General features: G+C 68.0%; 18 protein-coding genes. 9 read left to right on the top strand and 9 right to left on the bottom strand.

Annotation, left to right across the window (positions count from 1 at the left end; genetic code table 11):
- Positions 1–14: 14 nt before the first annotated feature.
- Genes AADI75_RS01950 through AADI75_RS01970 form a run of 5 tightly spaced genes read right to left on the bottom strand, consistent with a single transcriptional unit; the run spans position 15 to position 6,002 of the window.
- Positions 15–323 (bottom strand): hypothetical protein, encoded by a 309-nt coding sequence (locus AADI75_RS01950; protein WP_310098226.1) that lies wholly within the window; start codon positions 321–323, stop codon positions 15–17.
- Between the two features lie 25 nt (positions 324–348).
- On the bottom strand, positions 349–1,467 hold the full coding sequence (locus tag AADI75_RS01955; RefSeq protein ID WP_341207374.1) for a hypothetical protein: 1,119 nt from the start codon (positions 1,465–1,467) through the stop codon (positions 349–351).
- Complete coding sequence (gene sctC, locus AADI75_RS01960; protein WP_341207375.1) at positions 1,464–3,338, bottom strand: type III secretion system outer membrane ring subunit SctC; 1,875 nt, start codon at positions 3,336–3,338, stop codon at positions 1,464–1,466. Before sctC ends, AADI75_RS01955 begins: the two co-directional genes overlap by 4 nt.
- Before the next feature lie 36 nt (positions 3,339–3,374).
- A complete protein-coding gene (locus AADI75_RS01965; protein ID WP_341207376.1) occupies positions 3,375–5,363 on the bottom strand; it encodes a flagellar biosynthesis protein FlhA in 1,989 nt (662 codons plus the stop codon).
- A 3-nt stretch (positions 5,364–5,366) separates the two neighbouring features.
- A complete protein-coding gene (locus tag AADI75_RS01970; protein ID WP_341207377.1) occupies positions 5,367–6,002 on the bottom strand; it encodes a lytic transglycosylase domain-containing protein in 636 nt (211 codons plus the stop codon).
- A 562-nt stretch (positions 6,003–6,564) separates the two neighbouring features.
- On the opposite strand from AADI75_RS01970, the gene AADI75_RS01975 reads away from it, so the two are divergent.
- The 8 genes from AADI75_RS01975 to AADI75_RS02010 all read left to right on the top strand — a co-directional run bounded on the left by AADI75_RS01975 (position 6,565) and on the right by AADI75_RS02010 (position 11,427).
- A complete protein-coding gene (locus AADI75_RS01975; RefSeq protein ID WP_341207378.1) occupies positions 6,565–7,704 on the top strand; it encodes an EscU/YscU/HrcU family type III secretion system export apparatus switch protein in 1,140 nt (379 codons plus the stop codon).
- Positions 7,704–8,021 carry a flagellar biosynthetic protein FliO gene (locus AADI75_RS01980; protein WP_341207379.1) on the top strand — a complete coding sequence of 106 codons (318 nt, stop codon included), beginning with the start codon at positions 7,704–7,706 and terminating at the stop codon, positions 8,019–8,021. The genes AADI75_RS01975 and AADI75_RS01980 overlap by 1 nt, the downstream gene beginning before the upstream one ends.
- Positions 8,018–8,977, top strand: coding sequence for a FliM/FliN family flagellar motor switch protein (locus tag AADI75_RS01985; protein WP_341207380.1), 960 nt, complete (start codon positions 8,018–8,020; stop codon positions 8,975–8,977). Before AADI75_RS01980 ends, AADI75_RS01985 begins: the two co-directional genes overlap by 4 nt.
- Before the next feature lie 3 nt (positions 8,978–8,980).
- On the top strand, positions 8,981–9,655 hold the full coding sequence (gene sctR / locus AADI75_RS01990) for a type III secretion system export apparatus subunit SctR (RefSeq protein WP_341207381.1): 675 nt from the start codon (positions 8,981–8,983) through the stop codon (positions 9,653–9,655).
- Positions 9,656–9,668: 13 nt separating this feature from the next.
- Positions 9,669–9,938, top strand: a complete 270-nt coding sequence (gene sctS / locus AADI75_RS01995) for a type III secretion system export apparatus subunit SctS (RefSeq protein ID WP_341207382.1) — start codon at positions 9,669–9,671, stop codon at positions 9,936–9,938.
- Positions 9,939–9,948: 10 nt separating this feature from the next.
- Complete coding sequence (gene sctT / locus AADI75_RS02000) at positions 9,949–10,740, top strand: type III secretion system export apparatus subunit SctT (protein WP_341207383.1); 792 nt, start codon at positions 9,949–9,951, stop codon at positions 10,738–10,740.
- Positions 10,737–11,090, top strand: coding sequence for a LuxR C-terminal-related transcriptional regulator (locus AADI75_RS02005; RefSeq protein WP_341207384.1), 354 nt, complete (start codon positions 10,737–10,739; stop codon positions 11,088–11,090). The genes sctT and AADI75_RS02005 overlap by 4 nt, the downstream gene beginning before the upstream one ends.
- Positions 11,091–11,178: 88 nt before the next feature.
- Complete coding sequence (locus tag AADI75_RS02010) at positions 11,179–11,427, top strand: hypothetical protein (protein ID WP_341207385.1); 249 nt, start codon at positions 11,179–11,181, stop codon at positions 11,425–11,427.
- On the opposite strand, the gene AADI75_RS02015 is transcribed toward AADI75_RS02010, so the two are convergent.
- The 4 genes from AADI75_RS02015 to AADI75_RS02030 form a co-directional block, all read right to left on the bottom strand.
- Positions 11,421–11,714: a hypothetical protein gene (locus tag AADI75_RS02015; protein WP_341207386.1), complete on the bottom strand. Its 294-nt coding sequence runs from the start codon at positions 11,712–11,714 to the stop codon at positions 11,421–11,423. The two genes, AADI75_RS02010 and AADI75_RS02015, sit on opposite strands and share 7 nt — an antisense overlap.
- Positions 11,715–12,071: 357 nt before the next feature.
- Positions 12,072–12,329 carry a hypothetical protein gene (locus AADI75_RS02020; protein ID WP_341207387.1) on the bottom strand — a complete coding sequence of 86 codons (258 nt, stop codon included), beginning with the start codon at positions 12,327–12,329 and terminating at the stop codon, positions 12,072–12,074.
- A gap of 52 nt (positions 12,330–12,381) precedes the next feature.
- A complete protein-coding gene (locus tag AADI75_RS02025; protein ID WP_341207388.1) occupies positions 12,382–12,744 on the bottom strand; it encodes a hypothetical protein in 363 nt (120 codons plus the stop codon).
- A 12-nt stretch (positions 12,745–12,756) separates the two neighbouring features.
- Positions 12,757–13,395: a hypothetical protein gene (locus AADI75_RS02030; RefSeq protein ID WP_341207389.1), complete on the bottom strand. Its 639-nt coding sequence runs from the start codon at positions 13,393–13,395 to the stop codon at positions 12,757–12,759.
- Between the two features lie 160 nt (positions 13,396–13,555).
- Between AADI75_RS02030 and AADI75_RS02035 the strand changes: the two genes are divergently transcribed.
- Positions 13,556–13,864 (top strand): hypothetical protein, encoded by a 309-nt coding sequence (locus AADI75_RS02035; protein WP_341207390.1) that lies wholly within the window; start codon positions 13,556–13,558, stop codon positions 13,862–13,864.
- The last annotated feature ends 17 nt before the right edge of the window (positions 13,865–13,881 follow it).

Below are 13,881 nucleotides of genomic sequence, written 5' to 3' on the forward strand. Positions count from 1 at the left end.
GCGGCTCTCCCGTCTTAGCCCTTGCGCGCCATCGTCTCGAGCGCCTTGCCGACGCTGTCGAGCGAGCTGGACGAGCTGTTCGACAGGAACGACATGCGCATCGCCTCGGCGGTCAGTTCGGTGATCTGCGAGGGGTTGTCCTGCCCGCCCGCGCCGAGCTGCTGCGACAGCGTGTCGAGCTTGCCGGCCTGGCGGTCGAGCGTTGCGCCCCAGGCGTCCGACAATGCCTCGAACCAACTACCCGAGGTGCCGTGCGGGCGCTGGTTGTTCAGCGGGGCGGTGGCCATCGTGGTGAGGCCGGTCGTAACGGTCATATCGCTCATCACCTTGCTCCTTCTTGCTTCACAATCAAAAAGTTACGCGTGTCTGTCGGCCGCCCTTGTCGAGGACGACCATGTTACCCTGGATCGCGACCAGCCGATGCCCGCTGGGCAGCAGCGCGCCGCTGAAATAGCGCGCCCCGTCGACGGTCTGGATGTACGACGGGTCGCCTGCGACGACGGTCGAGACCTTCTTGGTGGCGTCCGACACGCTGCGCACCGCAACCTCCTCGTCGGGCGGCAGGTCGCCGCGGACGCGCAGCTGGCGGATGCCGGGCACGTCGCTGCGGATCGCCGTGATCAGCCGCGTGCGCTGCGCCTCGGTGACGGGCACGGTGCGAAGCTCGACGACGCGCAGGCCCAGCGGGCGCGCGGCGGCGCGGATGTTCTGTAACCGTGCGACGTCCGCGGAGGCGGCGGCGAGATCGGCGGTGGTGCGGATGCGCAGCTCGGCGGGGATGTCGTGCGCGGCGAGCGCCTGCTCGGCCTTATCGCGCGCGGCGGCGCTGGTGACGAACCCCTCGACCAGCACGCCATCGCCGTCCGGGCGCGCGGCGACGCGCAATTGCGTCAGCCCGGCCTGCGCCAGCGCGCGTTCGGCGCGGCTTTCGTTGGTGCCGAACAGCCCGAGCCCGGCGACCGCGGTCGGCATCACCAGTACGAGCAGCAGCACCGCGAGCGCGATGCCCGCGATCGTGACGACGCGGCGGTTGCCGCCGATCCGGCCGAGCTGCGTCCGTGCATCGCCCAGCGCGGCGAGCGCGCGATCGGCGACCGGCTCGGGCAGTTCGGGAGGCGCGGGCTGGGTGTCGGCGAGCTGCCCCGCCTCGGCCCAGCGTTCGCTGTCCGGCTCACCCCAGGCGAGCGCGACCCCGCCGATCGCGAAGGGGACGTACGGCGGCAGCAACGAGGTGCCGCCGGCCTCGACCGGCGAGCCGAGCAGCGTCGCGCTGCCGCTGAGCACGGTCAGCTGCGCGGCCTCGCCGTCGCGCTCCAGCTCGACCGCGACACCTTTGGTGGCGGGATCGCGGATCACCACGTCCTGCCAGAATTCGTGCCCGATCGAGACGCGCCCGCGCGGAGGCAGCCGCTTCTCGGTTCCGGACAGGCGTCCGGTGAGGACGCGCAGGACGGCGGTGTCGGTCATGGTCGGCTCGTACTCGCAGCCGGCGGCGTCGCGGCGCGCGTGCCGGGGACCAGCGGCGCGGAAGCGACGGGGCGGACCGGTTGGGCGGGAACGGTCATCGTCGCGGTGCTGGCGTTGGTGCCGACGTCGACGACGCGCGGCGAGATCAGGAACAGCCGCTCGATCCGCCCGCGCGAGCGCGAGCGCGACTTGAACAAATTGCCGAGGATCGGAATGTCGCCGAGCAGCGGGATCTTGTATTCGACGTCGCTGTCCTGATCGACGGTCATCCCGCCGAGTAACAGGCTCTGGCCGTCCTGCACCATCGTCTGGTTGGTGACGCTGGCGCGGTCGACCACCGGCAGCCCGTCGACACGGTCGGAGGTGATCGCGCCGTCCTCGATCGCGACCCGAACGCGGATGCGGGTCTGGTCGTGGTCGCGGAAGACGTTGGGGGTCACGCGCATGACCGTGCCGGCGGTGACGTTGAACAGGTCGACCTCCTGCCGCCCGGCGACGCGGACGTAAAAGGTGCGGGTGCGGTCGAACAATGCCTCGACGTTCGACAGCGTCATCACCTGCGGCCGCGCGACGACGCGGGCGACGTTCTTGCGCTCCAGCGCCTGCAGCCGGCCGATGAACTCGCGGCTATTGCCGATGATCGCCGAGATCACGCCGCCCTGCGCGGAGGGGGTGATGTTGTCGACGTTGCCGCGACGGTCGCCACCGGTGCGGTTGAGGCGGCCGTCGCTGTCGCTGTCGCCGCTGCCGAACAGCGCGCCGAACCCGCCCGAGCCGAACCGCCAGTTGATACCGAGGTTGCGCAGCTTGGTGGTGTCGATGTCGATGATCGTCGCGTCGACCTCCACGACCTGCGGCTCGACATCGAGCGCGCGGATCAGCGAATCGTAGGAGGCCATCCGCTCGGGCACGTCGCGGACGATCACCGCGTTGAGCTGCGGGCTGGGCTCGATGCGGACGACGTCCTGCGTGAGCGGCGCGACAAGATCGCCGCCGCCGGCCACCGGGCCGCCGAGCACGTCGCTGTCGCCCTGCGGATAGGCGCCGCCGAGCGGCAGGCCGAGCCGCGGCGTCTGCTGTCCGTTCGGTTGCACCGCATCGAAGCCGAAGCCCTTGAGCCGCGGCTGGCTCTGCCGGACGAGCCGCGCGCCGAACTGCGGCGCATTGGGCGACGCGCTGCCGCCGGGGCGCTGGTCGAGCACCAGGTTCTGGAGGATCGTCGCCAGGCCGGGGACGGTAAGCTGCTGCTGCCCCGAATAGACGGTCGTGTCCTGCGCCTGTGCATAGCGAAGGTAGAAGACGCGGAATTCGAGCGGCTGGACCGGCGCATTCGCGGGCAGCGCGCCGCCATAGCCGGGCAGCGGGCGCGCGCCCGGCGTTGTCGCGGCGGTGGCGGTCGCGCCCGTGCGGGCGAGCGCGGTCACCTGTTCGATGAAGCGCGGCGTGCCGCTGGCGACCAAGGTGCCGTCGGCGGCGGCGCGCAGCGTGTTACGGTCGTTCAGCAGCCGCAATGCGCGGACACGGGCGAGGATGCGCGCCCCGTCGGCGGTCTGAATGGTCTGCACGCCCAGTTCGTTGGTGGTGTAGACGTAGAGCGCTGCGCCGTCGTCATAGCTGACGAGGTTGAAGGCGCGCGAGATGTCGCGGTAGATCCGGTCGACCGGGCCCGAGAAGACGCCGTTGACGGTGCCGGTCAGGTTCGGGCTGGTGATGACGGGGCGGCCGATGCGCCCGAATAGGTCGCGCAGAAACGCCGCGACCGGTTGATCGCGCGCGGTGATCGACACCGTCGCGGTCCCGCCGCGCGACTGCGCCGCGGCGATCGCGGGGACCGCCGTCGTTCCCGCCAGCGCCATCGCTAATGCCGTCACACCGGATCGTTTCACACCCATCCACATATGCCTTTATTATCCTTCCGAGCCGACGAGCGCGGGCTGCGCGGGCAGGACGCCCGGCGGCAGGCCGATCTGGCCGACGATCGTGATAGAAGCGTTCGAAGTCAGTTCGTTGAAGGCCATCACCGGCATTTCGAACAGCTCGGGTTCGAGCAGGTGACGCAAGCTGCGGCGCACCTCGAAGGCGGTGACGATCACGCTCGCCTGCGTCTGTTCGACCGCGGCGACGATCGTCTCGATTACCCGGCGCGCGACCTCCGGCGGGAGCGCGACGCGTTCCTCGCCGTCGACCAGCCGCACCGCGTCCCGCACCGCGGTTTCCAGCTCGGGCGCGATGACCAACGCATGGACCTGTCCGTCACGCTGCGCGCGTTCGAGCAGGTAGCGCTTGATCGAAACGCGGGTGAGGTCAGCGATCCGCGGCACGTCGCGCTCCTGCGCGGCCGCCTCGGTCAGCGCCTCGAGCACGTCGCGCATGTTGCGCAGCGACACTTCCTCGGCGGCGAGGCGGCGCAGCACGTCGGCGATGCGCGGCGCGGGCAGCGCGCGGACCGCTTCCTTGACGACCTCCGGATAGTCCTCGCCGATGCGGTTGAGCAGCGTCACCGCCTCCTGCACGCCGAGGAAGCGCGGCAGATGGCGGCGCATCAGCGCGGCGATGCCCGCGACCGCGTCGTCGGTGCCGGTCCACGCGCCTTCACCGACCGGCAGCTCATAGGCGAGCAACTGCCAGGCGCGCGGGCCGTCCGGCGCGACGAAATGGATCGCAACGCGCGGGAGCGGCACGCCCGAGCGATGCTGCAATTGTTCGAGCATCGCGCGCAGCGCTGCGGCGAGCGCGGCCTCCTCGTCGGCGGGCGGGCGCGGGCCGCTGAGTTGCAGCAGCAGCGGGAGCACCGGGCGCGGTGCGGCAGGCTCGGCAGCGAGCGTCAGCGGGCGCGGTGCCTCGCGGCCGCGCGACATCACGCGCCGGAGCGGACCGGCGTGGCGCAGGACGTGCGGGCGCAGCCGCGGGTGGAGCGACGCCCCCGCCAGCATCAGCACCAGCCCGAGCAGGACAAACGTGCCGGTCGGGAAGCCGGGGATCATCGCGAAGGCGAGCGCGATCACGCCGACCACCAGCAGCACGCGCGGCTGCGCGGTCAGCTGGCGCTGGATCGCGTGGCCGAGGTTGGCATCCTGCTCCTCGTCGATCGAGCGCGTGACCATCAGCCCCGCCGCCATCGCGCCGAGCAGCGCCGGAATCTGCGCGACCAGCCCCTCGCCGATCGTCAGGATCGAATATTTGTGGGTGGCCGCCCCCACTTCCATACCCTGTTGCATGACGCCGATCGCGAGGCCGCCGATCAGGTTGACCACGACGATCACGATCGAGGCGATCGCATCGCCCTTCACGAACTTCATCGCGCCGTCGAGGCTGCCGTGCAGCTTGCTTTCCAGCTCGAGCACGCGGCGGCGGCGGCGCGCCTCGTCCTTGTCGATCAGCCCCGAGCGCAGGTCGCTGTCGATCGACAATTGCTTGCCGGGCATCGAATCGAGGCTGAAGCGCGCTGCGACCTCGGCGACGCGTTCCGCGCCTTTGGCGATGACGATGAACTGCACGACGGTGATGATGAGGAACATCACCAGCCCGACGACGACGTTGCCCGCCGCCATCAGCTGCCCGAAGGTCTGGATGATGTGCCCGCCATGCCCTTCGCTGAGGATCAGCCGTGTCGTCGTGATCGACAGCGCGAGCCGGAAGAGCGTGCTGACCAGCAGCACCGACGGAAAGGACGAGAAGTCGAGCGGGCCGCGGATGTAAAGCGTGGTCAGCAACAGCATGACCCCGACCGTGATGTTGATCGCGACCAGCATGTCGACGATCACGATCGGCAGCGGCAGGAACAGCAGCGCGACGATCGCGACCAGCACCGCGACCAGCCCGAGATCGGAGAAGCGCGCGGAGAGCGACAGCCGCGGGGCCAGCCCGGCGGACTGGAAATAGCGTTCGACGCTCATCGCTCAGCGCCCCTGCCGCGTGCGCTGCCAGCGCTGCATGATCGCGCCGACATAGCCTTGCGTCTCGCGGTATTTCGGGATGCGGCGGCCAGCCTTCATCACCGCACCCGGCCCGGCGTTATAGGCGGCGAGCACCAGCGGCACGTCGTTGCCGAACTTGGCCTGCAATTGCTTGAGATAGACCGCGCCCGCCGACATCGCGAGCACCGGGTTGGTGAGCATCGCCTTCGGATCGGACACGCCGACGCTGCGCGCGGTCGCGGGCATCACCTGCATGAGCCCGAGCGCGCCCTTGCCGGACACCGCATCCATGCGGCCGCCCGATTCCTGCCGCATCATCGAGGCGAACAAGTGCGGGTTGATCCGGTACTTGCGGCTGATCGCGGCGACGAGCGGGGTAGGGGCGGCGGTAGGACGTCGCGCGTTGCCGCGGGTCGCGCGGATCGATGCGACGCGGCGGTTGCCGGGCATCGCGATCGAAACCGCGCGCGCCGTCATCGATTCTGACGTCGCTGCCGATTGCTCGGCGGTCGCCTGCGTCGGGGAGGAAAGAGCAGCGGCGGGCGCGTCTGCGCCACGCGTGCCGGGGGCGTCGCCGCACAGCGCCACCGCCTCGCGGAAGCGGGGATCCAGCGCCATGCCTCCACAGGAAGTCGCCATAGCCGGCTGGGGGGCCGCCAGCATGAAAGCCAGCATCGCGCCCGTCGACATTTGCATTCGCATCGCCATCAATCGGCCTCTCCGTCTGGCGCAACACCGACATCGCCGGTGTGCTGTTCGTGAAAGGTCGACGTCCGTGGGGGTCCTGCGGCACCGTCGTTGCGGCTTAATAAGTAGCTATCCGACGACTGGATCGTAACCGGACATTTCTTACAAAAAGGCACGGCTGAACGTTTGTTCGGCACGGTTAGTCCATGAAAATTAACCATGTTGGAACCGTTTACATGGTTCCGCTGACGTAATAATCGGCTGAATAGCTCGGGTTTAATCGATTACTGGCTAGAGCTGCCGTAATCCTGCCATCATTTGCCACTCATCCGCATCATGGGTTAATAAGTTCGCATCAGTTCGACACGTGGAATGGGTCCTGCGGCGAACCGACACCTCCGTCATGCTGGCGGGGACCGACGTTGCCGGCGATGGCCGACGCGTGTCCGCTCCTTCATCGGGGTAGGCGACGCCGTCGTGAGCGGAGCGGTGCGTGGCGGAACAGAATAACGGCGGCGACAAGACCGAACAGCCTACCCCCAAGCGGCTGGCCGATGCCCGGAAGAAGGGCGACGTCGCCAAATCGAAAGACGTGACCGCAACGGTGACGTTGTTCGTCTGGGCGTTGGTGTTCCTGTTCGGCGTCAGCGTCGCGGGAACGCGATTGGTGGGGCTGTTCGAGGATACGTTCGTCGCGGTCGCGGCGGGGCGGCCGTTCGCGCCGGTCGCGGTCGATCTCGGCTGGAGCGCGGCCGGGGCGTTGCTGTTCATCACCGCGGCGGCGCTGATACCGCCGGCGATCGCGGGCGTCCTGTCCGAATTCCTCCAGGCGGGGGGTGTCTTCACGCTCGACAAGGTCAAGCCCGGGCTCGACAAGCTGAACCCGATCGAGGGCATCAAGAAGATGTTCAGCATCGACAATCTCGGCGAGCTACTCAAGACGCTCGCCAAGGCGCTGCTGATCGTCGCGGTGATGTGGCTGGTGTTCAAGGGCGCGATGCCGGCGATCTTCGGCGGGGCCGGGCCGGCATGGCTCGCCTCGGGCGCGACCGACGGGCGCGCGGCGGCGGGTGCGGCGCTGATGTCCTCCGGCCGGGTCGTGCGCGACGCGCTGATGTGGACGTTCGGGGTGTTCCTGTTCGTCGCTGTGCTCGACATGGCGTGGCAGCGGCACCGCTACATCAAGAAGCTGCGCATGAGCCTGCGCGACATCCGCGAGGAATCGAAGGAGAATGAGGGCAACCCCCTCATCAAGTCGAACCGTCGGCAACTGCACGAGGAATGGGCGAACCAGAATGCGATCGGCGCGGCGCGCGGGGCCAGTGTGCTGGTCGTGAACCCGACGCATATCGCGATCGCGCTGGACTATGACGCGGAGCGCTGCCCGGTGCCGGTGATGACCGCCAAGGGCGAGGGGCCGCTGGCGCAGGCGATGCGCGCCGCCGCGGTCGAGGCCGGGGTGCCGATCGTCCGTCATGTTCCCGTCGCGCGCGGACTTTACGAGGATGGTCAAGTGGATGCGGTGATCCCGCGCGACATGTTCGATGCGATCGCGCAGATCGTGCTGTGGGCGCAGAAGGCCCGCGACGACGGTGTCGTGGCCGAGCCGGTCGATCTTGAGGGAGTGGCGTAATGGATTCGACGATCGGCACCGCGTTGACCGGATTGCTGGGAATGGTGATCGCGCTGGCGATCGTGCTGGGGCTGGCGTTCGTGACGCTGCGCACGCTCAAGCGCTGGCAGGATCGCGGGTTTGAGCGCGGCGGCGATGCCGACCGCCAGCTAAGGTTCGTCCGCGCGTTGCCGATCGGGCAGCGCGAGCGGCTGCTGCTGGTCGAGGCGCAGGGCGAGCTGATGCTGATCGGCGTGTCGGCCGGATCGGTGAGCCTGCTCCGCAACTGGGGCAGCGACGCTGCGCCGCTGGCCGACGGCATCACGGTGACGCCGTGAGCGGCGCGCTGGCGGCGCGGCTGCGGCGGATCGCGCCCGATCATGCGGAGACGCAATTGCGGCTGGTGGGATCGCTCAACCGCCGCCGCGTCGGCGTGTGGCGGACCGAGGCGCGCGCGGCGACCGATGACGAGCGGGACGGCGCGCCGGGCTGGCTGCGCTTCGCAACGCCGGCCGGCGAGGTGGCGGTCGCGCCGCTGATCGTCGACGGCGCGGCTGTATCGCCGACGACCTTGCAGGATGCGGTGTCGGCAGCGGCGCTGCTCGACCCGATCGAGCCGCTGGTTGCCGCGCTGGAGGCGGTGATCGGCGGCGCGCTCCAGCCGGTCGGCGTGGCCGACGCGGCGGCGGACGACCGGTTCGTGCTGCATCTTGACGCGGTGCGCGGTGAGGCGACGACGATCCGGCTGCTGGTGGCGGTGCCGCCCGGCCTTCCGCTCGCGCCCGATCCGCTGACCGCGCCGCCGCTCGACCCCGCCGCGCTGGCGGCGGTGCCGCTCGCGTGGCGCGCGACGATCACCGGCCCGGCGCTGGCCGCCGCGCGCGCGGCGACGCTGGCGACCGGCGATCTGCTGCTGCTCGGCCTCGCGCCGTTGCGGACCCAATTGCGCTGTGGCGCGCTGACCCGCGCCGCGCACCTCGACCCCAGACAGGGAAGGATTATCGTGCAGGAAGACGCCACGGCTCCGATCGACCCGACGACCGAGCCCGACGCCGCGCCGACCGGGGCACCCACCGACATTCCGGTCCGCCTGACCTTCGCGCTCGACGGCGGCACGCTGCCTGCGGGCGATCTCGCGACGCTGGGGGCAGGCAGCGTGTTGCCGCTGCCCGCCACCGGCGAGACGTTGGCGGTGCGGATCCTGAGCGGCGGCGCGACGATCGGCACCGGCGAGCTGGTTGCGATCGGTGACGGTTTCGGCGTGATCGTCACGGCACGGCACGGAGATCGCTGAGGCATGGACCTGTCCACCTTCACGCCCGGCTCCGCGCTGGTCGTCGTCGTCGCGCTGGCGATCGCGCCGTTCTTCGCGGTGATGGTCACGTCCTTCACCAAGATCGTCGTGACGCTCAGCCTGTTGCGCAATGCGCTGGGGCTGCAGCAGGTGCCGCCTAATATCGTGCTCAACGGCCTCGCGCTGGTCCTGACGTTGTACGTCATGTATCCGGTCGGCCAACGGATGCAGGACGCGATCGTCGCCGATCAGGTGATGCAGACGCAGCAAGGCAGCGTGATGGGATCGACCACGACGATGGTCAATGCCGCGACCGCCGCCAAGGAGCCGCTGCGTGATTTCCTGCTGAAGCATTCCGACGCGCGCGAGCGGCGCTTCTTCCTACGCACTGCCGAGCGGGTCGGCGATCCGCAGCGTGCGCAACAGATGACCGACCGCGACTTCGTGGTGGTGATCCCGTCGTTCGTGGTGCGCGAGCTGAGCGCGGCGTTCCAGATCGGATTCCTGATCTTCCTGCCGTTCCTGGTCATCGACCTCGTCATCTCGAACATCCTGCTGGCGATGGGGATGATGATGCTATCGCCGACGACGATCTCGTTGCCGTTTAAGCTGTTGCTGTTCGTGCTGGTCGACGGGTGGGTGAAGCTGGCGCACGGCCTCGTGCTGTCCTACGCATGAGGGGAACAGCCGCATGAACGCCGATTTCGTCCAGCTGACCTATGACGCGCTGTGGCTGGTGCTGATCCTGTCGGCGCCGCCGATCGTCGTCGCGGCGGTCGCGGGGCTGCTGGTGGCGGTGGTGCAGGCCGCGACGCAGATCCAGGAACAGACGCTGCAATACACGATCAAGTTCTTCGCGATCGTGCTGACGCTGTTCGTCACCGCCTCGCTACTCGGCGGATCTTTGTACCGGTTCGGCGACCGGGTGTTCACGCAATTTCCGGCGCTGATCGCCCGATGAACGGCCCGCTATGAACGGCTGGGCCGATCAGGTCCTATTGCTCGGCGTTGCGACCGCGCGGGTGGCGGCGACGTTCCTGCTGCTCCCGATGTTCTCGACCGAGACGGTGCCGGCAATGGTCCGCAACTCGATCTTCGTCGCGATGGGCGTGATCTCGCTGATGATCCAGCCGCCGCTGCTCGTCTCCGCGCTGGCGCCGCAGCAATGGGCCGGGCTGATCGCCAAGGAGGTGCTGGTCGGGCTGACGATCGGTTTCTTTTTCGGATCGGTGTTGTGGGCGTTGCAGGGCGCGGGCGAGATCATCGATGCCAAGGTCGGCGCGACGCTGGCGCAGGTCGTCGATCCGCTGTCCGGCAACCAGACCTCGCTGAATGGTGCGTTCCTGGGACGGCTGGCGAGCGTGGTGTTCCTGTTCTCCGGCGGGCTGAGCATGGTCGTGCAGGTGGTGGTGCAAAGCTATGCGATCTGGCCGATCGCCGCGCCGATGCCGCGGCTAGACGCCGCGACTTTGGTGCTGTTCGAGGGCGAGTTCGGGCGGCTGATGGTGCTCGCCACCTTGTTCGCGGCGCCGGTGCTGAGCGCGTTGTTCCTGATCGACCTGTGCCTGGGGCTCATCAACCGTTTCGCGCAGCAACTCAACGTGTTCACGCTGTCGATGTCGCTCAAGGCATTCGCGTCGACCGCGCTGATCCTGCTGCTGCTGGGCAGCTATGTCGCCGCGATCGTGCATGACGTCGCCACCCGGCCCGAGGCGCTGCGCGCGCTGCTCCGCGCGTTCGCGGCGCAGGGGAGTGCGCCGTGACGACCGCCACTGCGACCGAGGACGAGCGGATCGCGGCGATCGCCGAGCTGCTGCGCCGCGCCGATGCGCAGCCGGGCGCGCCCGCCCCGGTGACGCTGGGCGAGCATATCGTCGAGGCGGCGCGCGTGCCTGCCCGGCATCGCGATGCGCTGCTCAAGCTGACGCCGACCGAGCTGACCTGCGTGCGGTTTCTGGGCTGGGGGCGTGCCAATCGCGATATCGCGACGCTGATGCTGATGTCGGAGAATACGGTGCGGGTGCATCTGGCCAATGTCGCGCGCAAGCTGGAGCTGGACGGGATGCGCGAGCTGGCGGTGCTGGCGGGGTTGCTGTTCTACCCGACCGATTGAGCTTGCGGGGGCGTGGGGCAGGGGGTGGTTCGGCGTCGGATCGATAGCCCAGACGGCGGCACATGGCCTTCATCTTCTGCATCTTGAGATGATCGTCGCCATATCGCTTGCGATAGACCGGAAGATAGTCGGTGCAGATGGTCGCGGTGCGTGCGTTGCCTCTCGCTGCACGCGTGCCGCGATCACGCTCGGCATGGCCGTCCATCATCGACCGCGAGAGTTGGCCCTGAACGATCGCACCCATGTCGATCTGCGCGGTTGCGGGCATGGCAACGAGCGCAAACGGCTGGACGGCGGCGCGAGCGATATGACGGTAGCGCATGGCGCAGCTCAATAACCTGCCCGGCGGCAACTTTGCTCGACCACCCGAACGTCTGGATGGTCGGCACCATATTGCTGACGGTAATTCGGCAAGCCCTTCGTGCAGATGGTCGCCATTTCCGATGCAGCCGCGCGCGGCGTGTCTGCGCGCGCTCGCGCACGATCGATGTAACCCTGATTCTGCCCCATCAGGATCATGCCCTGAGCTTGGCTCGTTGTATCCATCTGCGCTGTCGCGGGAGACAGGGACAGCAGAGGATTCAGACAAAATGCGATAATAAGAGCTGGCTGCCGGGCTTTCATTGCGTTTTCCTTCCGCCTCCCGAGCCTGATGATCGGCACGAGCGCAGCTTAGTAGCCGGCCCGACGACACAGACGGCTCAATTGGACGACGTCGGCGTTGTCAGCCCCGTATTGCGCGCGCGCGCTAGGTAGCTGCTTTGTGCAGATAACTGCCATGCGAGCGGCCGACGTGCGAGGGCGAGCAACTTTGCCGCGCGCACGATCTGCGTATCCTTGGTTCATGGCCCCGAGTATCTGGCCCTGCGCCACCGTGCCCGGATCAAGTTGCGCGGCGGCGGGCGAGGCAAGAAAGACCGAACCGAGTGCTGCGATCAAAATTGCGGAAACGGCACGCATGATCGCCCCCGGCCAACCGTTTCAGTATCCGGCGCGACGGCACATGGGCTTGAGCCGCTGCACGCGGGAGTCGCCTTGGCCATGGCGCTTGATATACACGCTAATATCGACGGTGCATGTTTGCCGGATCTCGGCGGGGCTAGGTCCTGTGCGCGATGTGCGTCCTGAGCGCTCGGCATGGCCATCCATCATCGACCGTGTCAGCTGTCCCTGAACGATCGCGCTCGTGTCGATCTGCGCAGCCGCAGGCGTTGCGATGTATGCGAAGAACAGAGTCATGCCGAGCTTCGTTGTACGGACGATCACGATCCGAACGCCTTCTCAATGCCGATCAATAGCCCGCCCGGCGACACAGGCCAGCCAATTCAACTACGTCGGCGTTGTTCGCGCCGTACTGCGCGCGAAAGCTAGGTAAGCGCTGCGTACAAAGATACTTCACCCGGGCCGGCGATGGGCGCGCAGTAGCTGTGCGCCCACGTGCACGATCAGCATAACCTTCGTTTTGTGCACGGAGAACCTGGCTTAGTCCGACGGTTGCCGGGTCGACCTGTGCCACCGCCGGGGTGCCGAGCATCGCCACCAGGGCAAACATCAAGACCATCTTCATTGTAGCATCCTCAATTGCGCTACCAAGTCTATACATCGATTCTCGTAAATCGTCAAAAAGGATGCGTGACCAGGCGAGCCTGGTCACGCGTTTGGATTGTTAGTTCTTACGAGCGGCGTTGCCCATCGCTTCGCCGACTGTCTTGATGGCGTTGGTCGTAGCACTCATCAACATATTGAACTGCTGCGAGACGACGCTGAATTCGGCGGAGAGGCTCGGCGTATCTTTGGTGATTCGTCCAGCCATGTCCTCCATTTCGGCACCCAGTTTATCGAGTTGCGCACCGAGAGCCTTTGCCATGGCCATCAACCAGCCCTGGCCCTTCGTACCGCGTACCCCGCCGCCCTGCGACTCCTCAGCCTGTTCGCGGCTCTGACGTACGATGTCGCTGATGAAGTTCTCGGTCGTGCGCTGCTGCTCGCCGATCTCACTCGGAGAAGCGTTGGTGAAGCTACCGAGTTCCTGGATCGTGTCGCGCACGCTGTCGACCTGGCTCGGGAAATTGCCCGAACCCGCGGCGAATGCGTTCTGCGCCAGCGAGATCGACGCCTGCGGCAAGCCGAGCTGCGCGCCGAGGCGGCCGATGATTTCCTGTCCGATGCTCGCATAGAGCTGCGACGTGAGCGACGCCGCCAGGCCGCCGGCCGGGCCGAGCGCCGCGGTGGCGAGGAGCGAGACCGGGCTGAAGTTGCCGATACCGAAAACCATCTGCTTTCTCCCAATTGCGGCGTCTGCCATGACGCCGGTTGCCGTTCGATGAACCGTTTATGCGGCGTTGCGGCCGGGGCCGGTATCAGCGTTTCGATTAGGCGGGGGGCGATCGCCTAATCGAAACGATGATGCCGGTGCGCCCGGCGGACGCGTACCGCGGGGACGTGCCATGATGACGGAGGCGTGTGTGACCAACCGACAGCGCGGCGGCAGGATGGGCTGGCCTTGGGTGATGCTTGTCGGTGGGCTCGCGGTCGGCACGCCGCTGGCCGCGCAGGAGTGGTCCGGCGGGGCGATGGACCCGGCGGCGGTCAGCGCGCCGATGGCGGTGCAGGCGGCGAGCGCGGCGCAGGCGCACCATCGCACTGGCAAGGCGAAGGGCTCGCCCGCGCGCAGCCGGCAGATCTGCGCGAACGCGCGCGACCGGATGGCGGCGGGCGAGGACGATCCGAACCTGCCGCGGCTTTTGGCGCTGTGCCGGAAGGGCGGGTACTGACGCGATCGAGCGGGGTC

Source organism: uncultured Sphingomonas sp., assembly GCF_964021865.1.
Lineage (GTDB): Bacteria > Pseudomonadota > Alphaproteobacteria > Sphingomonadales > Sphingomonadaceae > Sphingomonas.

Coding starts and splice junctions, on each gene's coding strand:
- AADI75_RS01950 (WP_310098226.1), bottom strand. CDS start 323: ATGAGCGATATGACCGTTACGACCGGCCTCACCACGATGGCCACCGCC.
- AADI75_RS01955 (WP_341207374.1), bottom strand. CDS start 1,467: ATGACCGACACCGCCGTCCTGCGCGTCCTCACCGGACGCCTGTCCGGA.
- AADI75_RS01965 (WP_341207376.1), bottom strand. CDS start 5,363: ATGAGCGTCGAACGCTATTTCCAGTCCGCCGGGCTGGCCCCGCGGCTG.
- AADI75_RS01970 (WP_341207377.1), bottom strand. CDS start 6,002: ATGGCGCTGGATCCCCGCTTCCGCGAGGCGGTGGCGCTGTGCGGCGAC.
- AADI75_RS01980 (WP_341207379.1), top strand. CDS start 7,704: ATGGATTCGACGATCGGCACCGCGTTGACCGGATTGCTGGGAATGGTG.
- sctR (WP_341207381.1), top strand. CDS start 8,981: ATGGACCTGTCCACCTTCACGCCCGGCTCCGCGCTGGTCGTCGTCGTC.
- sctS (WP_341207382.1), top strand. CDS start 9,669: ATGAACGCCGATTTCGTCCAGCTGACCTATGACGCGCTGTGGCTGGTG.
- sctT (WP_341207383.1), top strand. CDS start 9,949: ATGAACGGCTGGGCCGATCAGGTCCTATTGCTCGGCGTTGCGACCGCG.
- AADI75_RS02010 (WP_341207385.1), top strand. CDS start 11,179: ATGATCGTCGCCATATCGCTTGCGATAGACCGGAAGATAGTCGGTGCA.
- AADI75_RS02015 (WP_341207386.1), bottom strand. CDS start 11,714: ATGAAAGCCCGGCAGCCAGCTCTTATTATCGCATTTTGTCTGAATCCT.
- AADI75_RS02020 (WP_341207387.1), bottom strand. CDS start 12,329: ATGACTCTGTTCTTCGCATACATCGCAACGCCTGCGGCTGCGCAGATC.
- AADI75_RS02030 (WP_341207389.1), bottom strand. CDS start 13,395: ATGGCAGACGCCGCAATTGGGAGAAAGCAGATGGTTTTCGGTATCGGC.